Origin of the sequence: Flagellimonas baculiformis, assembly GCF_033441575.1 — a bacterium.
Classification (GTDB): Bacteria; Bacteroidota; Bacteroidia; order Flavobacteriales; family Flavobacteriaceae; genus Flagellimonas; species Flagellimonas baculiformis.
This window is the reverse complement of the sequence record NZ_JAUZVW010000002.1, coordinates 480,037-498,459: the sequence shown is the minus strand read 5'-3', so window position 1 is coordinate 498,459 and position 18,423 is coordinate 480,037. Positions and strand designations below refer to the sequence as shown.

Below are 18,423 nucleotides of genomic sequence, written 5' to 3'. Positions count from 1 at the left end.
AGGGGCCGGCATCTACACCTATACCGTGACCGCCACCGCGCCATGCACCAACGACGCGACGGCCACCGTCACCGTCAACGAGCAGCAAAGGCCCGATGCGGGGACCGATGGAAGCCTAACCCTCTGTGAGGGCGATGCCGTAACGGCCGCCGACCTTTTCGCACAGCTCGGGGGGACACCCGACGCGGGAGGGACATGGAGCCCCGCTCCCGCAGGGGCCGGCATCTACACCTATACCGTGACCGCCACCGCGCCATGCACCAACGACGCGACGGCCACCGTCACCGTCACTGAAGGAGATTTAGTAGCCTTCGTGGAACCTGTTTACTCATGTGATGCCAATCAGCCAACAAACAGCATTCTGGTTACTTTGCTTGACCCATCCATGAACGATGATGTGATGTATGCCTTGGATTCTATGAATCCAAACGACTTTGTATTGAGTCCTAATTTCAATAATATAAGTCCTGGTGACCATAGCCTGTTTATCATTCACAACAATGGTTGTCTGTCTGAATATCTTTTTTCCATTGATGGAATTGAGCCTTTAGGACTTACCCTTTCCAATAATTTTGTGAACGGGATAACGGCAAATGTGACCGGTGGGTCCGCTCCTTATACCTATTATTTTGACAATGGGAACGGAACATCTTCCAACACCTATACCATTAACCGTAATGGCACTTTCATGGTGACGGTAATCGATGCCAATGGTTGTGAAATCACAGAAAGTATCACCATGAACTTTGTGGATATCTCCATACCAGACTTCTTTACCCCGGACAACAATGATGGACAAAACGATTTTTGGGCACCAAGGAATACTGAGGCCTTCCCAAATATCCAGACATACATCTTTGATAGGTATGGCAGAAAAATCCAGATTCTAGGACAATCTGATGCTTGGAACGGCTCCTACGAATCCAAGCCCTTGCCCTCCGGTGACTACTGGTACATTGTAAAATTAAATGATGGTTCTGGACGTGAGTTTGTTGGACATTTCACCCTGTACCGATAAAAAATAGATGATACATGAAAAAAGTTATTGTTCTTATGATGTTGATGAATGTGTGTCTGATGAATGCACAGGAACTGACTATTCCGCAGTTGTCCCAATATTTATCCGACAACCCTTTTCTGATGTCCCCTACCTATGCCGGTATCGGGAACTATGTAAAGGTCAGGATGAACGGATTAACACAGTGGGTGGGTGTCAAGGATGCTCCTGACACCCAGTCGCTATCCGCAGACGTCAGGCTGGGCAATAGGTCCGGAATCGGTATGGTCCTGTACAATGATGCCAATGGGGAGACCAAGCAGCGCGGAGGTAAAGTTTCCTTCGCCCACCATTTGACCTTTGACAAGTATGAAGAAAGTTACTTTTCCTTTGCGCTGTCCTTTAATCTCAATCAAATTAGACTTGATATTGAAAACTTTGACCCAGAAGCAGAAAGTGATCAAGGGATCATAAACGATAGGGCTTCCAGCAATCCCAATTTTGACCTTGGCACTTTATACAGGAGAGGTGGGTTTTATGTCAGTCTGAATGTTTCCAATATCCTGAACAAGGATTTTCGGAAGTTCAACCCTATCCATGAGCCCAATACGTTACGGAACTATTATCTCTATTCCGGGTATAGCTTCAGAAAGAACAGAAGGGACGATTTTGAAATAGAACCTTCCGTTTTCTTCCAATATTTTGAAAATGATGGCAGGTCTGTGACAGACGTAAACACCAAGTTCAAATGGTATGACTTTGAAGACTATTACTATGCTGGTTTCACCTACAGGTTCCTGAACGACCAATTGGGTTCCCCTTTGTATGTGGCCCCCATTATAGGACTTAAAAAGGGTGACTTTTATTTTGGATATTCCTATCAAGTCATTATGAACGAAATATTGGGCTATTCCAAAGGAACCCATGTGTTCACCTTGGGGGTAGATCTTTTCCAAGGTATTTCAAATTGTACATGCACATATTAAAAAAGAGAAACTATGAAAACTAATCCCAAATCATTGCCCCTGATCAACCTATCCCTGATATTTCTATTACTACTGTCCTCCTGTAGCGAAGATGGCATACATCCACCCTTGGTTTTGGAACCCGGTGAAGCAGTGGTCTCATCGACAACATCGGATACCATTGTCCATGTTATGGTGGGTAACGACCGTATTCCCATCTATTTGTCGATTCCGAAGGATTGTGAACAAAAAAATCATGCTGCGGTAGTGGTGATGCATGGTTCCGATGGCATGTGGGCAAACCATGATCCCAGCAAAGGAGCAATGTCAGGGCAGTTCAATGAATGGCGTCAATTGTTCGATGAAAATTGCATAGTAGGTGCCTTTGTCGATAGTTATTCCGGTCGGGGTGTTTCCACTAGGACAGGAAAATGGACCACGGCGCCGGACAATTTTAAGATAAGCTCGCAGTTTGTACGTCCGCGTGATGCCAATGTAGCCCTGTCCTTGCTCAAAAACCTTAGATATACCAATGGAAGTTCGGTGGTACGCCCGAACGATATCGGTCTATTGGGATTTTCCGATGGTGCCACTGCGGTGGCTTCCACCTTATATGATACAGATGCCACTCCCAATGATTGGGAATGGACACAGACTTTCAATGGTAAGGAATATGATGAATCTTCAGGGGTCTTGGCCCCGGAGCCAAGACCAGAAGTTGGATTTGCAACAGGCGTGTTCTACTATGGAGGTTCGGGAGGTTACGATTATTGGGGCTCCGCCATATGCGGCCCTAATGCCATGACAGGGAACATATATAGAACCTATGTGCCCATCCTGTACCAAATTCCAGAAGTGGACGATCTTACCGAAAATACCTTGTGCATGTTCAATGTCCTTGAACAAAAGGGCGACCCTGTGGAGCTGCACTTCTATGAAGGAGCTGAACACGGGTTCGATTTTGATGACAATGCCCAAAGTGTATTGGCAAGAGAGCGAACCCTAAACTGGTTTAAAGATAAATTGCACATACAAGAGTAGAATCATCCGGAACATATATTCCGAACATATAATACGTCCAAGCTTGTCTTGGAACATCCACCTCCTGCGAACCATACCTCATCCCAACAGAAACTTGGGAGCCCACAGGAAACCATTATCATCCTCAAAATAAATTGAACCAAAAACCCCGGAAACGGGCCCAAATCAGAACACCTAAATAAATGTAATCGATCATGAAAGGAAATTTTCTTGAAAAATGGATTTTGGATCTTGTCAAATCTGAGTATGAATATGGAAAGATCCCAAAACAAGCCACCTACAAGCTTAGGGAAAGAATGAATGATTTTATAGAGGTCACCATTGAATGGATGGATTCCGAGAACAACAGCCATAAGATAGTGTACCATGCAAGATCATATGGGAAGATGAAAGCCGACGAAAGTATGGAAATTGTCAAGGATCCCATTTTTGAACTTGAGAATTATTATACGCTGGAAATCCACACCTATATAAACCACATCAAAAGAAACTATAGTACCCGGAAAATAGCAAACTATGATGTTATGGGTGTGTTGGGGCAACTGGAGAACATTGATTCAGAGAAGGAGGTATAAGCATGGTTTTTTTGATCATTATGTTGTGCTTTGGGGTCTTTGGACATCCATTTCGCGTTTTTTTGGGAATCTGGCCCCAAGATTCCCCTTCGAAGATGCAGTGTTTTTGTGATTTTTTGGAGAAAAACCGAAAAATCAAGGTCAAAACCCGGTTTTTCGTCGATGAAAGCCAACACTTAATCGTTCATTTTTCATCCGTCAATTGAGAAGCCACATCCGTCAATTAGGCAGGTACGGGCATGATTTTAATTTGTTATTTAGGATATGATTTAAAGTTCCCAAGTTTTAATCCAAACATGTCACCTATGCTCTCTTTGACCATAATATGGACCCTTATCTGTGCCGCAATCATTATCGGCTACCCGCTCTATCTTTTCAATAAATCCTCCCACACCAGGGAGGGCAAAACGGACCATGAAAAGAACATGGGCTCCAACACCGTGGAACTATTTTCCTTTGATATCAGGGAACAACTGCCCGGCTGGTCCTTCACCTTAGAAGTTCCCCAGCTCACCGAGGAAGTGCTTTGCAACAATCCCATTTTGTTCTATCTGGAGTCGGAGAACAATTGTCTTAAACTACCTCTCAACAACGCATCCATGGGATACCGTGCCAGCGTTTACAAAAATGTCGGTAAGATATATGTCACTTTCAAATCGCTTAAGGACGGCGTTTCAAACTTCTATGTTCCAGCTTGGCATTTGAGTAAACTCAAGATCCTGATCATAAAATCCAATGACAAAAGGATAAATGGGGACTGGGGTGCAAAGCCAAGTGTCTCCCCTATCCATAAGAATTTGACCAAGGCAGGGATAAACATCCATGATTATGAGGATATGTTGGGGTATTTCAGCAACATCGCGGCCATTGATTTTAAAGGTCATTTTATTGCCAAAGCCAGACCACCTAGGCAGAGGACAGCGAAAAAAATCTTTACCCCCGTGGCCAGGCCAGATCATGAGCTTTGTTCCACCGGATAAAAAATTGACCCCTTAGTGTTCATGTTAGTAAAGTGGGATTTATCCCTATGAAAATCCCACTTTATGTTTTGGTTTTTTCGACTTGAAACATCATCCGTAAACCCAAAAGGGCCATCCGTAAACCCAAACCCCATCTACGTCAAATGGCATCCAGATTATTCATTGAACCAAATTAGATTTACCGCAGAAAAAGAAGAAAAAGGGATTGGGCTGCACACGGACATTAGGCCCATTTCTTCAGTTCTGGCTCTGAAGATCGTGCAGTCCGATAGTTTTAACATAGCTGATCCTAAATTGAAGCCTGGATCAAAGATATTGATAGAATACTCACCATTAGTAATTCCTGGAAAGCTGAGAGCTAGTATGGGGTTATGCTGCACACAGTTAGTGAACGGAAAGAAAGTGGTGAGTTAATTTTATGCCTAAAATGATGATTCTCTTTGGACAAATCCTAGACATAGATTTCTTTTTTTATGACAATCCCCCACTCATGGCCCAATTTTCTCAAAAAATATTCTAGGCCAAACATATTTAGATAATTCCCCCAAAAAAAATTGTAAATTAACCTCAAGGAAGTTGGCTTTATTTCAGGAAATAAAGGGTTATAAAATTTAAGTGCTTATATAAGCGAAAAAAAAGTTTTGACCCATCCCCTGCAAGGATAGCTAAGGAATTTTCATGATTGATTGGCAATATACCTTTGACCTAACCAAATAACTATATGGACTCTTCTATCGGTTCATTTTTTCTTGGAGAATCTTATTCACCAAAGAGCATATGTTACCCCGACAAACAAATATATCTAATAAAAATATTCTTTCAAATTTTATAGGAAAAATAATGTAAGAAATTTATTGTTCATGTTCAACGAAGCAATAGTCATATCCCCAAAAAAAGTACGCTGCTATGTTATAAGAAAAGTAAGTGCTTTTTCATTTTTGGCGTTTTGGCTAATGCTTTCCTTGGCCCCAATGATAGAATTGAACGCCCAGAACCCTCAAATGGACAGAAAGACCACGGAAGTTCCCTATTCCATTCTAAAGGTGTACAATCCCAATTTGGACCTCCGTAAAATTTTGGATTCTGAGTATACGTTCACTTCTGATGAATCCTGGAGGTTCTCTGACCTAAACGCTATATATTGGATAAGGCTGGATTTTTTGAATGAACTGGACACTTTGGAAAAACATAGTTCCTGGCGATTGCGCACCCCCAACTTTAGCTACGCAACTCTTTTTTATATAAAGAAAGGACGTATAGCCCATAAACCTTTTGGACAATTCGACAAGCGTGACGAAAGAACCTCCATTATCTATCCAGAGGGGGTCAGCTTTAAAAAACAGGAACTGATTGATCAAAGATACCTCTATCTAAAGGTAAGGGTCTTCGAGGGCTTTCATTCAGTTCCAAGCTTTAGATACCTTTCCGAGGAAGGTAATCGGTTCTACACAGATTATTATACAAACGAGGACTTGTACCCTATCATAATAGACCATATATATTTAGGTGCCTGCCTAATTTTCTTCTTGAGCTTTTTCATTATCTTTTCGCGAACTAAAAAAGCTGAGTTTTTATTTTATGCACTTTACATACTTTTTTCAGCTCTTTTTCTTGTACGGGTATTTGCTCCAGGATACCGAGCCTATTACGGTTCATTATTGGGGTACGGGACCATTCTTGTTTCGCAGATTCTAATTAATCTTTTTTATGTGCTGTTTGCCATGTATTTCCTAAACACCAAAAAGAAATACCCAAAACTCCACGTTGCGATACTAGTTATAATTGTGGTATTGGTGCTACTGATACTGTCACTGATATATACCCAATATACCTCCAATTACTTCATAAGCAACTGGATCTTAAATGTACAAAGGGGAGTGATGACACTTTTTGGGATATCTTCCATGAGCTATCTATTGTTCAAGGCAAAGGACAAACTGGCCATTTTCCTGGTCGCGGGTTCTTTCATTTATATGTCCGGTGCATTGATGTACATGTTCACACTTACCAAACAGTACATGATCATCGGGTCAACACTTGAAATCATAATCTTTTCCTTGGGACTTGCCTACAAGATCAAAGAACAATATGAGGCAAGGTTGGCGCTCCAACAAGAAGTCTCATTAAAGGAAATAAGCACACTCCGAGCACAGATGAACCCACATTTTATTTTTAATTCCCTGAACTCCATACAACACCTAATACTCAACGACCAAAAGGTTTCTGCCCTGAACTACCTTTCAAAATTTGGAAAAATTGCCCGAAATGTGCTCGAAAGTTCACATGAAGCCATTGTGACGTTAAACGAAGAGATAGAAATGTTAAGTTCATACTTGGAACTTGAGTCCTTAAGATTTGATAACGATTTTAAATATGTTTTGGAAATCGATCGGGACCTTGACCCAGACAACGTAGAGATTCCCTTGATGTTGCTCCAGCCCTTTGTGGAAAACGCGATTATCCATGGGCTTGTGGGCAAAAAAGATGGTGAAAAAATGCTCTTCCTCCGGTTCAGGAAAAAGATAGACTCCTATGTTTTTGAAATAGAGGACAATGGGGTGGGAAGACATGGCTTTATGGTGAAACATAACACCAAAAACCCGTTAATGAAATCCCGCGGTATTGAAATCACCGAAAAAAGATTGAACATGCTGGAAACACATCCCGGGAAAAAAAACACCATAGAAATAATTGATAAATATGATTCAAAGGGAAATCCAACCGGAACCAAAATCATAATACGAATCCATAACCCCTAAGACAATCCAATGGTCCTAAAAGCAGTAATAATCGAAGATGAAAAACACAGCAGGGAAACGTTAAAATCCATGCTCGAAGAATTTTGTAAAGATGTCAAGGTAATCGCCATGGCCGGCTCGGTGCAAGAAGGTGTCAAAGTACTGTCCCTCTATAGCCCTGATGTCGTTTTTCTCGACATCGAATTACAATCGGGGGTCGGCTTTGATGTGCTCAACCAAATCAAAGATCCCGATTTTGAGGTCATATTCACAACGGCCTTTGAAAAATACGCCATCAAGGCCATAAAATTCAGTTCCTTGGACTATCTTCTCAAACCGATAGACCTTGATGAACTACAAGATGCCGTGAAAAAAGCACGGACCCGCCGGGACACCAACGTTTATAGGGAACAATTGGACACTTTGATGCAGAATATCTCCAGAGGCGATATAAGACCGGAAAAAATTTGCCTGGCAACGACCTTGGGCATGGAATTCATAGCCATAGATGACATCGTTACCTGCAAAGCGGATGGTTCCTATACCTGTTTTACCCTAAAGGACGGTAGCACCCACATGGTAAGCAAACATTTGAAGGAATATGAAAACCTGCTAGCGGAACACCAATTCATGCGTGTCCATAACAGTTATGTAATCAATCTGAGAGAGGTGAAAAAATATATGAAGGCAGATGGCGGTTATCTCATCATGAGCAATGACATGCAGGTCAACATATCGTCCAGAAGGAAAGATGAACTCATCGAGGCGATGAAACGCTTATAGGAACGGGAAAAATTGGGCAGGCTTTCTGGCGTGTTCATTCTTTTTTATCAATCAATCCCTTGGTGAACTCATTAAGGGCCTCCACTTTTTCTTCAAAACTGCCCTTTAGGGTCTTTCTGTATTCGTTGAGGTTCTTCACCAGATCATCGATATCCTCGGGAAGGACATCCTCAAAAAACTGACGGAGTCTTTTGGCTGTTGTGGGCGACTTGCCATTGGTGGATATGGCCACCTTAACATTGCCCTTGGTCACGATCCCACCCATGTAAAAATCACAGAAAGGCGGGTTGTCCGCCACATTCACCAAAATACTCCTTTCCCTACAATCGTGATATACCTGTTCATTCACCCCAGGTTTGTCGGTGCAGGCGATGACCATGTGCTTTCCTTCCAAAAATTTCTTGTCGTAGGCCTCTTGGACCATTTCCACATGGTGCTTTTGGGCCAATTCCACAGTTTCGGGCAAAAAATCCAGTGCCACCATCTGCACTTGGGCATTGGGGCTGGACTTGAGCAAAAAGGTCAGTTTTTCCAGACCTACGTTTCCCCCGCCCACAATAAGCACGTTCAATTGGGAAACCTTCAAGAAAATTGGGTACAGTTCATTTCTTTCCATAATACCTTTTCAATCTTTCTGTATTGACACCCTAAAGATAATGACTATTCTGGATGGGGTCGACCCTAAAATGTAGGCCGTTGGAGTTGCTTTTGGGGCGATTTGAACTCGTACCGAAGAAATATTTCATGTGAGCCCCCGGTATAACCTGCCAAATTGGAAGATGTGAGGTCATAGGCATAGCCTGCGCTTAGGTTGGGATTGATCTGCATTCCCAACAAGGTAGAAAACGAATCGTCCCACCTGTAGGCTAGTCCCACGGTGAAGGTCTCCTTGATCAAGGTAGTGGCCGATATGTCGGCAATCATGGGCGCACCGGGCACCCATTTGATAAAAAAGGCAGGTTTGAGCACCACATCTGGAGTAATGTCCATAAAAGTCCCCCCGATCCAATAATAGTGAAGGCGTTCGGCCGCAATTTCCTGCTCTTCCCCATCGTAATGCTTTTGAGAAAAGAAATTGGGTACGGCAAAGCCCAGATACCCTTTTTTGGTATGATAATAAAATCCAGCGCCTATTGTAGGGAAGAATTTACTCTTCAGATTGTCTTGAAAGGCCATATCTGGATTATCCGTGAGTCCTTTGGAAAAATCAACATCAAAGATTCTACCTCCCAACTTCAACCCAAAGGACAATTGTCTGTTGGTGCTGTCCAACTGTATGGTATAGGACACGTTCCCGTCCACAAATATTTCTGAAGAAGGGCCCAAAGCGTCGTGGGCCAGCACACCCCCCACCCCGATCTTGTTCTCCAAGGGAGTGTCCATCGCCAGGACCTGTGTGTTGGGAGCCCCATTGATGCCCACCCATTGGGAACGGTGCATCAAAAGTGCCGTAAGATGTCCCTGCGAACCAGCATAAGCGGGGTTAATGCTCATCGTATTGTACATGTATTGCGTGAACTGTGGATCTTGTTGGGCCGAAACGAAGATGGTTCCCAAAAGTCCCATACTGCACAGACACCTCAATACTGTTATCCTATTTTTTTTCCTTCCCATTCCCATCCTATCTGTTTATGTAAAGCCAATCGGTTCGTGGTTGCGACCCATCCCCCAAATCGAGGAGGTAATAATACGTGCCCACGGGCAGTTGGTCTTCTTTTTGGATAATGGCGCGCCCGTTGGGGGTTCCATCCCAATCATTTTTGTAGGACCGCGTCTCAAACACAATATTTCCCCATCGGTTGTACACTTGGAGCACATTGTTGGGGTATTGGGAGATACAATCGATCGTGAAAAAATCGTTCACCCCGTCCCCATTGGGGGAAAATTCATTGTACACCACCAAACAGCTCGGTGTCACAAAAGCTTCTGCACTATCGTTGGAACCATCACTGTCGAATTGGTCCACATAGGACAATAGTGCCCGGTTCACATGATCATTGGTGTCCAACACCTCAACGGTCAATTCCAAAGTGGCCGATTCCAATACCTGGAGCGTTTCAATTTCCCAAAATCCTGATGATGTCTCAAAAGTCCCCAATGAGGTTTCCGCACTTACAAACCTATATCCCGAGGGCAATTGTTCCTCAATACCGATGTGGGATGCCAAACCGGGACCCAAATTGGTGATGGTGATGGTAAACACGACCTCATCCCCCATGTTCGGAAACGGATTGTCCACTTCTTTTGAAATGGAAATGTCCGTGGTCTGTGGCACCACAAAGGCACTGGCCTCATCATCATCTTCCAGACCGTCCGAAAGATCATCTTCGTCAATGTCCTGAAGGGGATTGCTGTCCGGGTCGGCCAACAGACTGGCCGATATATAGGCGATGTTCAGATATTCGTCAGCCAAGGCCGTCGGGGCATTCACTCGGGCAAGGAGTTCCAAACTTTCGGTGTTCTGGTCAAAAATGGTCCTGTTCACCGTCCAAACACCCGTTCCTGCAGTATAAACCCCCGCCGTGGAACTATGGGACTGGTAGGTGTAACCATTGGGTAGCAGGTTGGTGACCTCGACCCCAAGGGCATCCGAAGGTCCACTATTGATGACACTGATCACAAACCGCACCACATCCCCCACATTGGGCGTAGGATTGTCCACGGTCATGTTCAAGGAAAGGTCGGCCAAGGCACCAGGAACCGGCAATACGGTATCTTGATCGTCCTCAGACCCCAAATTGTTGTTCGGCGTGGAGTCTGGGTCATAGGTGTCCAAGGCAATAAGTTCGGCCGTGTTCCTGTAATTCCCTTCGGGAAGCACCGATACCGTGATCTGCAATGTCTGCGTACTTCCACTGGACAGGTCGGGTAAGTCCCACGAACCGGATGCCTCATCATAGATCCCGGCAGTTGTTTGGGCCGAAATAAACCGATATCCTGTTGCTAATTTGTCCTCTATCACCAAACCGGTGGCATCATTGGGTCCTGCATTGCTTGCTTGAACGGTGAACACAATGGTATCCCCCACATCCGGGTTCATATCGTCCACCGTCTTTGAAATGGAAATATCCGTCACATGTCTCGGCACGGTGGCAAGTTCCGCCTGATCGTCCTCTGATGGCACATGATTCCCCGGAGTGGAATCCGGATCATGGAACCTGGAGGTGACCACTTCCGTTTTAAAATTATAGTCGCCCGTTGGGTTCACTTCGGCAACCATCTGAAATTCCATGCTGGTGTCCGCTTCAATGTTCCCGATGTTCCACAGACCGTTGAAAGGATTGTACATTCCATTGGCACCATCGGACACATAGCTATAACCGGAGGGCAAAAGGGCCTCCACAATGACCCCAAGGGCCTCACTGGGGCCTTCATTGGTCAACTTGATGGTGAAGGTGACCTGGGAACCCACATCCGGGAACCCCTTGTCCACCAACAATTCCACCATCAGATCGGCCGCTGGGATGGGGGTTGTGCCCGCACTGTCCAGATCGTTCTCAAAGACATTGTTGTTGTTCGGTGTTGAATTGGGGTCATAATTGTCGGAAGCAATCACTTCGGCCACATTGAAATGTTCCCCGATAGCATTGACCGTCGCCACAATGTTCAAGGTTTCCGTATTCTGGCCCGCCAGAATGCCATTCAATACCCAAATGCCTGAAATGGGATCATATACCCCTGCAGTCCTGCTATTGGAGACGTAGGTATATCCCGTAGGCAATATATCCATGATTTCGACCCCGGTCACATCACTGGGACCCAAATTGGTCACACTGATATTGAATATGACCTCTTGGCCTACATAGGGACTCAACACATTGACGGATTTGCGCAAAAGAAGGTCGGATACGGGTAAAGGAATCGGTTCCACGGTCTGCTGGTCGTCCTCCGCACTGTTGTTGTTGCCTGGGGTCGAATCCACATCGCCCTCTGTCACCTGTATCACTTCGGCCGTGTTGATATAGCTTCCCGAAGGGAGCACTTCCACAGTGATATCCAAAGTTTCCACAACACCATTGTCCAAATTTCCCATCGACCATGAGCCGCTTGTCGCTTCATACGTTCCGATGGATGGCACTGCGTTGATGAACGAGTAGCCCGAGGCCAAACGATCGGTAACCACCACATTAGTGGCATCACTGGGACCATCGTTCCGTACCGTGATGGTAAAAACGATTTCCTCCCCAACGTCCGGAATAAGATTATCGACCGTTTTGGTCAAGGCAACATCCACAACAGGAATAGGTATGATCGTAACTTCATCTTGGTCATCCTCGCCTGGAATCCCATTGTTGGGGGTCGAGTCCAAATCGATTTGGTCATGCCCTGTGATTTCGGCAATATTGGTATAATCCCCAGATGGGTTTACCGTGGCCAGAATGTTCAAACTTTCCGAAACCCCACTGGCCAATGTGCCCACATTCCAAATTCCATTGGCATCGTTGTAGGCCCCACCCCCATTATCGGAGACATAGGTATATCCGGATGGCAGCAGGTCGGTCACCTCAACCGAAGTGGCCGCACTGGGCCCTGCATTGCTCACTGTAAGGGTAAACATGACATTATCACTCACCAAAGGTGGCGATTTGTTGATTTCTTTGGTCAAGGACAGATCAATGACCTCCACCGGGATCACTTCGACCTCATCTTGGTCGTCCTCGGTATCGTTATTGTTTCCTGGCGTCGAATCCATATCAAAAGCATCCGAGGCAATGACCTCTGCAGTATTGGTATAATCTCCCGAAGGGTTCACCCGAACGGTGATAATCAAGGTCTCCGTACCTCCATTGGCGATTGCTCCCACTTGCCACAGGCCGGTTGACGCATTGTACGAGCCCGATGTTGCGGCATAGGAAACAAAACTGAATCCGGATGGCAAACTATCTTCCACACCCACATTGGTGGCAACGTGCGGTCCATTATTGGCAACGGACACTTCAAAACTGATCTGTTCGCCCACATTGGGTGTGAGGTTGTTTCCCACAACCGACTTGGTCAGGGAAAGGTCGGCCTGTAGCGGAGCCACGGTCAATGCAGCTTCGTCGTCTTCGCTCTGGTCCCCATCGTCGTTGTTGGGTGAACTGTCCAGATCAAATTGGTCGCTTGAAACCACCTCGGCGATATGGGTATATTCCCCTGAAGTCCCTGTTGGCGACAACACCGTGGCATTGAAGGTCAAAACAACCGTGTTACTGCCCATGGGGACATTCAGTCCGGACCAGGTCACATTTCGCGTCAAAAAATTGAACGAGCCACTTTCGTTAATCCCACTAACGGTCCCATATCCTTCCGGGACCAAGTTTTCAAGGGAAACTCCTGTGGCATCCAAATCCCCCAAATTGCTAAGGTTGATGGTAAACGTGACCACATCACCAATATCGGGCATGGTATCACTGACTGACAAAACCACTTCCAGGTCCACTCCCACAATGGAAATCCCTACCGCATCCGAAGCCGTATCACAACTCACATCCGAAACGGTCCATTCAAAAAAATAGGTCCCTGGGATGGTTCCCAACACTTCTGTCTGTGAGTTGGTGACATCATCAAAAGTGACCAATGATGGGCCGGATAGCTGTGTCCACATGCCGGTTCCCACTACGGGGGTATCGGCATCCAAAAAGATAGGGGCCATTTGGGTAATGATCTGGTCCGCTCCGGCATTCACCGCACATTGTTGTGAATATCCCATCTGTATGGAAACGAACAGGAGAAGAAAAGACAATAGGAAATGGCTTGGTTTTTTCCGAGGTTGGGGTCTGTTCATAGTTGGGTCGATGAGGCTGCTCTTGCAAAGCAAGACCACTCAAACATATCAACTCCCAAGGAGAAAAGGGAAGTTATGTTGTATTGCATCCATCATTTGTTGTGAAATGTAGGATAACTGATGAAATCCATGACACTACACAAACCCCAATAAAACACGCGTTATAGCCCAATAATTTGGCCAAAAAATTGATGTTCAGCCCTTTAATTTATCCGCTCTAAGCGCAATCCGGACATGTGCCCGATAGCAGGCAGTTTACATCCTTTACCCTGTACCCTTCTGGAATTGAAAAATGGACAGATTCCCCCAAACATTCAATGGTATCGCAAGTGGTACATCTGAAATGAAAATGGTGGCTCGGTATCTTTTTGCCCTTGCAGTCCATACATACCGCAAAGTACTGCTTGCCATCCTCGGCCACCACCTTATGGACAATCCCATCCTCACAAAATTGGTTCAGTACCCGATAAATCGTGGCCCTGTTGGCATCCACCTCGATCTCTTGCTCAATGGCATCATGGCTCATGGCTTTCTGTCGTTGGGACAGAAGATTTAGTACGGCTTCTTTGGCAGGTGTTTTTCTTCGTTTCATAAATATTAATGCGACATTGTTGCAATAATAAAAATTATTTCTAATTTTGGCAACTCCATCCCAAAATAAAACCCCTTATGGAAAAAGACAAGATTTTTGATGTGATCATTATCGGCGGGAGTTATGCAGGCCTATCGGCTGCCATGTCCTTGGGACGATCGTTGAAGCAGACCTTGGTCATTGACAGTGGCAACCCCTGCAATCAAAAAACACCCCATTCCCATAATTTTTTGACCCAGGATGGGCGTACGCCCAAGGAAATCTCATCATTGGCAAAACACCAGGTGGAACACTATGCATCTGTGCACTTTTTTGATGGTTTTGCTTCCGAAGGAATAAAAAAGGGCAACCAATTTGAGGTCAAAACCCACTCGGGGGACTCTTTTTTGGGTAAAAAATTGATTTTTGCCTCTGGCATCAAGGATATCATGCCCAACATCAAGGGGTTTTCCGATTGTTGGGGCAAAACCGTCATACATTGCCCCTATTGCCATGGATATGAGTTCAAAGGCAAGAAAACCGGAATCTTTGCGCAAGCAGATCGGGCATTTCATTTGGCGTCGCTGGTGAACAATCTCACCAATGACCTGACCATCCTGACGTCTGGCCCTACTTCTTTTTCCCCGGAACAATCCCGTACGTTGAAAAAGCACAACATCTCTGTTGATGAAAGGGAGATTGTTGAAATCGAGCATCAAAATGGCCAAATGCAAAAGGTGGTCTTCCAAAATGGTGAAAAACTGGACCTGGATGCTCTATACGCGGCCATTCCCTTTGAACAGCATTCCCAAATCCCGGTGTACCTCGGTTGTGAACTCAATGAACAAGGATACATCAAAACGGATATGTTCCAGCGAACCACCGTGGAAGGTGTTTATGCCTGTGGCGACAATTCCAACCCCATGCGGTCTGTGGCCAATGCGGTCCATTCTGGCAATTTTACCGGAGCTGTGGTAAACAAGGAGCTGACCGAGGCCACTTTCGTTTAAAATCCAACTTCTAAAATTCAGGATTTCACAAAAGTTCAATACATGTGGGTTGGTTTCGGGTAGAAAACGGCGTTTTTTTAATATGTTTGTGACCATATGAAGGCAAATCGTCTCAAAAATAGCATCTCCTTTATGTTTCTTGCCCTTTTTCTGGCAACGAAACTTATTGGACTTCACGTGCTTACCCACGATGACGATACCGATTATGTGGACCATTGTGCCATCTGCCACAACATTGCCGCGGACAACCATACTCCAGCCGTTCTTAGTGACCCCGGGGAACCGTTGTCACCAAATGTCGAATTTGTCCTTCATCATAAAGTAGAAGCTGGGTACGATTTTCAAATTTCTTGCAACACTGACCCCAGCCTTCTTTTTTCAAGGCCTCCCCCTTCTGCCTAACCTCTCCCTTTTTTCTTTGTTCACCGTTTGAACAGTTCCACTCCCTGATTGGAATTGTGCTGCTTTCCTTGCATACAATAGGTTTGTAAGAAAGTAGGCAAATCTGCTGATTTACAGCTTTATCCACAACAAAGTCTTAGGGAAAACCGCCAGTGTTAAAGCCTCTTCCCGAGGCAATTGCAAGAATTTTTAGTTTCCCAAAATGTTCAAAAACATGCTCGTGGCATGGCTGTTCATCAGTCTGTGCACACATGCATCCGCACAAGAGACCCACACCTTGAGAGGGGTGATTGTGGATGCAAATACCCAAAAGCCCATCGTTGGTGCCAATATTATTGGCAAAAACCTATATGCCGTTTCCTCCGACAATGGAGCGTTCGTCATAGGCAAAATCCCTAAGGGCAGTCACCATTTTGAAATCACCCATATAGGCTATGCTACGGAACAGCTAACCATAGATGTAAATGGCGACCTAGAGAATGTGGTGGTCCAACTCCAAGAGGCCGTGACCAATCTTGATGGTGTGGAGCTGATGGGCAAGACCGAGCAACGCAAGGCACAGGAACTCTCCACCATAACCGTGGGGGTTTCCAAAGAATTTTTGGAGAACAACAGGGAAAACAGCCTTATGCAGACCTTGCGAAAAATCCCGGGGGTGAGCACCATCACCATCGGCTCAGGACAGTCCAAGCCAGTGATCCGCGGATTGGGTTTCAACAGGGTGAGCGTGGTACAGAACGGCATCAAGCACGAGGCGCAGCAATGGGGCAACGACCATGGCCTGGAAATAGACCAATACGGAATCGAGGATATCCAGATCATCAAAGGGCCTGCTTCTTTGCTTTACGGTTCCGATGCCATTGCGGGGGTCGTGGACATACAGCCCCAAAAAATCCCTGCTCCAAATTCGTTCGGAGGGGAGGTAACCCTGTTGGGAGAGACCAACAATGACCTTTTTGGTATTTCAACAGGTGTACAGGGAAGAAAAGATCAGTGGTTCTACAGGGGCAGATTGACCTACCGCGACTATGGCGATTACAAAGTGCCCACAGACAGAATCAACTATGAGAACTACATTTTTGAACTGCATGAAAACCATTTGAGAAATACAGCAGGAAGAGAGGCCAATGCCAGTTTCAGCATCGGTTTTGTGTCCGATCATATCAAGTCCGAGACCTTTTTCAGCAATGTGAATGCCAAGAACGGTTTTTTTGCCAATGCCCATGGGCTGGAGGTGCGAAATTCATCCATCGATTACGACAGTTCCAGCAGGGATGTGGACCTGCCCTTTCACCAAGTGAACCATTTGAAGATCACCAACAACACCACAATTTATAGAGGTGAACACACTTTCCAAGTGGATGTGGGCTACCAAAACAATCAAAGAGAGGAACTTTCGGAACCTGTGCCCCACGGGTATATGCCCACTCCGCCCAACAGCAGGGAAAGAATCTTTACCAAAAACACCTATTCCCTGAACGTACAGGACACCTATCGTCCGAATGCCGAACATGACCTGATCTTCGGGGTAAATACAGAATTCCAGAACAACAACATTGGCGGATGGGGGTTTTTGATCCCTACATATGATCGGTTTACAGTGGGAGCTTTCGTGTTTGACCATTTCAGGATACATGAAAACCTACATTTGCAAGGGGGTCTTCGGTACGATGTGGGTCTTGTGGATGCCCGATCGCATTTTGATTGGTTCCAGACTCCCATTGAAAATCCCAACGGAACCACTTCGTATGTATTCATGCAACGAGCGCAGGACAGAAGTCTGGAATTTGGCAATTTCAGTGGTTCCATCGGCCTGAGCTACCTCAACAAGAACACCACCTATAAAATCAATCTGGGCAAAAGTTTTAGGATGCCCTTGGCCAACGAACTGGCTTCGGACGGGGTGAACTATCATATGTACCGGTACGAACGGGGGAACATTGACCTTGACCCGGAACAGTCCTACCAACTGGATTTGGATGTGACCCACTCCAGAGAAAAGTTCAATCTGGGTGTGAGTCCCTTTATCAACTTTTTTGAAAATTTCATCTACCTGAACCCGACCCCCAACTATTATGAGACCCTTCAGATCTATGAATACACACAGAGCAAGGTAATCAGGTACGGGGGTGAGGCATGGGTCGGCAACAATGTGACCGATGCCCTTCGCTTGGATGCCTCCGTGGAATACGTCCTCTCCCGACAGACGAGCGGCCCAAAAAAGGATTTTACGCTCCCTTTTGCCCCTCCATTATCCGGATTGATCTCTGCGAGCTATCGGTTAAAGGACATCCTCTTTTTCAGATCACCACAGTTCATGGCCGATCTTAGGATCACGGCAGCCCAAAACGACATCGTCCCGCCCGAGGAAAAAACGGAGGGTTATCAAGCACTGAACATTTCGGCAACTGCGGGGATTCCTCTTTTTGGAGAAGGGAAACCAGCGGAATTGCGCATCAAACTGAACAATGTGTTCAACACTGAATATTACGACCATACCAGTTTTTATAGGCTCATTGATGTTCCCGAACCTGGCAGGAACCTATCCATTTCAATGACCTTCCCATTTTAGAATTAAATCAAATGAAGTATAA

The 18,423-nt window shown here is 45.5% G+C and carries 15 protein-coding genes; 11 read left to right on the top strand and 4 right to left on the bottom strand.

The window, feature by feature from the left end:
* From SD450_RS04990 to SD450_RS04955, 8 genes are all read left to right on the top strand, one after another.
* Positions 1 to 1,018, top strand: a 1,018-nt coding sequence (locus tag SD450_RS04990) for a T9SS type B sorting domain-containing protein (RefSeq protein ID WP_318343534.1), incomplete at its 5' end; no start/stop codon positions are given.
* 14 nt (positions 1,019 to 1,032) lie between these two features.
* Complete coding sequence (locus SD450_RS04985; RefSeq protein WP_318343533.1) at positions 1,033 to 1,983, top strand: PorP/SprF family type IX secretion system membrane protein; 951 nt, start codon at positions 1,033 to 1,035, stop codon at positions 1,981 to 1,983.
* Between the two features lie 12 nt (positions 1,984 to 1,995).
* Positions 1,996 to 3,003, top strand: a complete 1,008-nt coding sequence (locus SD450_RS04980; RefSeq protein WP_318343532.1) for a dienelactone hydrolase family protein — start codon at positions 1,996 to 1,998, stop codon at positions 3,001 to 3,003.
* 194 nt (positions 3,004 to 3,197) lie between these two features.
* Positions 3,198 to 3,578 carry a hypothetical protein gene (locus tag SD450_RS04975; RefSeq protein ID WP_318343531.1) on the top strand — a complete coding sequence of 127 codons (381 nt, stop codon included), beginning with the start codon at positions 3,198 to 3,200 and terminating at the stop codon, positions 3,576 to 3,578.
* Between the two features lie 305 nt (positions 3,579 to 3,883).
* Complete coding sequence (locus SD450_RS04970) at positions 3,884 to 4,558, top strand: hypothetical protein (RefSeq protein WP_318343530.1); 675 nt, start codon at positions 3,884 to 3,886, stop codon at positions 4,556 to 4,558.
* A 63-nt stretch (positions 4,559 to 4,621) separates the two neighbouring features.
* The gene (locus tag SD450_RS04965) at positions 4,622 to 4,972 is read left to right on the top strand and encodes a hypothetical protein (RefSeq protein WP_318343529.1); all 351 of its coding nucleotides are present in this window, start codon (positions 4,622 to 4,624) and stop codon (positions 4,970 to 4,972) included.
* A gap of 446 nt (positions 4,973 to 5,418) precedes the next feature.
* Positions 5,419 to 7,317 (top strand): sensor histidine kinase, encoded by a 1,899-nt coding sequence (locus SD450_RS04960; protein WP_318343528.1) that lies wholly within the window; start codon positions 5,419 to 5,421, stop codon positions 7,315 to 7,317.
* Between the two features lie 9 nt (positions 7,318 to 7,326).
* On the top strand, positions 7,327 to 8,079 hold the full coding sequence (locus SD450_RS04955; RefSeq protein ID WP_318343527.1) for a LytR/AlgR family response regulator transcription factor: 753 nt from the start codon (positions 7,327 to 7,329) through the stop codon (positions 8,077 to 8,079).
* Between the two features lie 34 nt (positions 8,080 to 8,113).
* On the opposite strand, the gene SD450_RS04950 is transcribed toward SD450_RS04955, so the two are convergent.
* From SD450_RS04950 to SD450_RS04935, 4 genes are all read right to left on the bottom strand, one after another.
* Positions 8,114 to 8,695, bottom strand: coding sequence for a precorrin-2 dehydrogenase/sirohydrochlorin ferrochelatase family protein (locus tag SD450_RS04950; protein WP_318343526.1), 582 nt, complete (start codon positions 8,693 to 8,695; stop codon positions 8,114 to 8,116).
* A gap of 65 nt (positions 8,696 to 8,760) precedes the next feature.
* On the bottom strand, positions 8,761 to 9,693 hold the full coding sequence (locus tag SD450_RS04945; RefSeq protein ID WP_318343525.1) for a PorP/SprF family type IX secretion system membrane protein: 933 nt from the start codon (positions 9,691 to 9,693) through the stop codon (positions 8,761 to 8,763).
* Positions 9,694 to 9,700: 7 nt separating this feature from the next.
* On the bottom strand, positions 9,701 to 13,804 hold the full coding sequence (locus SD450_RS04940) for a T9SS type B sorting domain-containing protein (RefSeq protein ID WP_318343524.1): 4,104 nt from the start codon (positions 13,802 to 13,804) through the stop codon (positions 9,701 to 9,703).
* 259 nt (positions 13,805 to 14,063) lie between these two features.
* Complete coding sequence (locus tag SD450_RS04935) at positions 14,064 to 14,438, bottom strand: Fur family transcriptional regulator (RefSeq protein WP_318343523.1); 375 nt, start codon at positions 14,436 to 14,438, stop codon at positions 14,064 to 14,066.
* Positions 14,439 to 14,515: 77 nt separating this feature from the next.
* Here SD450_RS04935 and SD450_RS04930 point away from each other — a divergent pair, with 77 nt between their 5' ends.
* The 3 genes from SD450_RS04930 (at position 14,516) to SD450_RS04920 (ending at position 18,401) form a co-directional block, all read left to right on the top strand.
* The gene (locus tag SD450_RS04930; protein WP_318343522.1) at positions 14,516 to 15,427 is read left to right on the top strand and encodes an NAD(P)/FAD-dependent oxidoreductase; all 912 of its coding nucleotides are present in this window, start codon (positions 14,516 to 14,518) and stop codon (positions 15,425 to 15,427) included.
* A gap of 132 nt (positions 15,428 to 15,559) precedes the next feature.
* A complete protein-coding gene (locus tag SD450_RS04925; RefSeq protein WP_318343521.1) occupies positions 15,560 to 15,829 on the top strand; it encodes a hypothetical protein in 270 nt (89 codons plus the stop codon).
* Positions 15,830 to 16,031: 202 nt separating this feature from the next.
* The gene (locus tag SD450_RS04920; protein WP_318343520.1) at positions 16,032 to 18,401 is read left to right on the top strand and encodes a TonB-dependent receptor; all 2,370 of its coding nucleotides are present in this window, start codon (positions 16,032 to 16,034) and stop codon (positions 18,399 to 18,401) included.
* Positions 18,402 to 18,423: the final 22 nt, after the last annotated feature.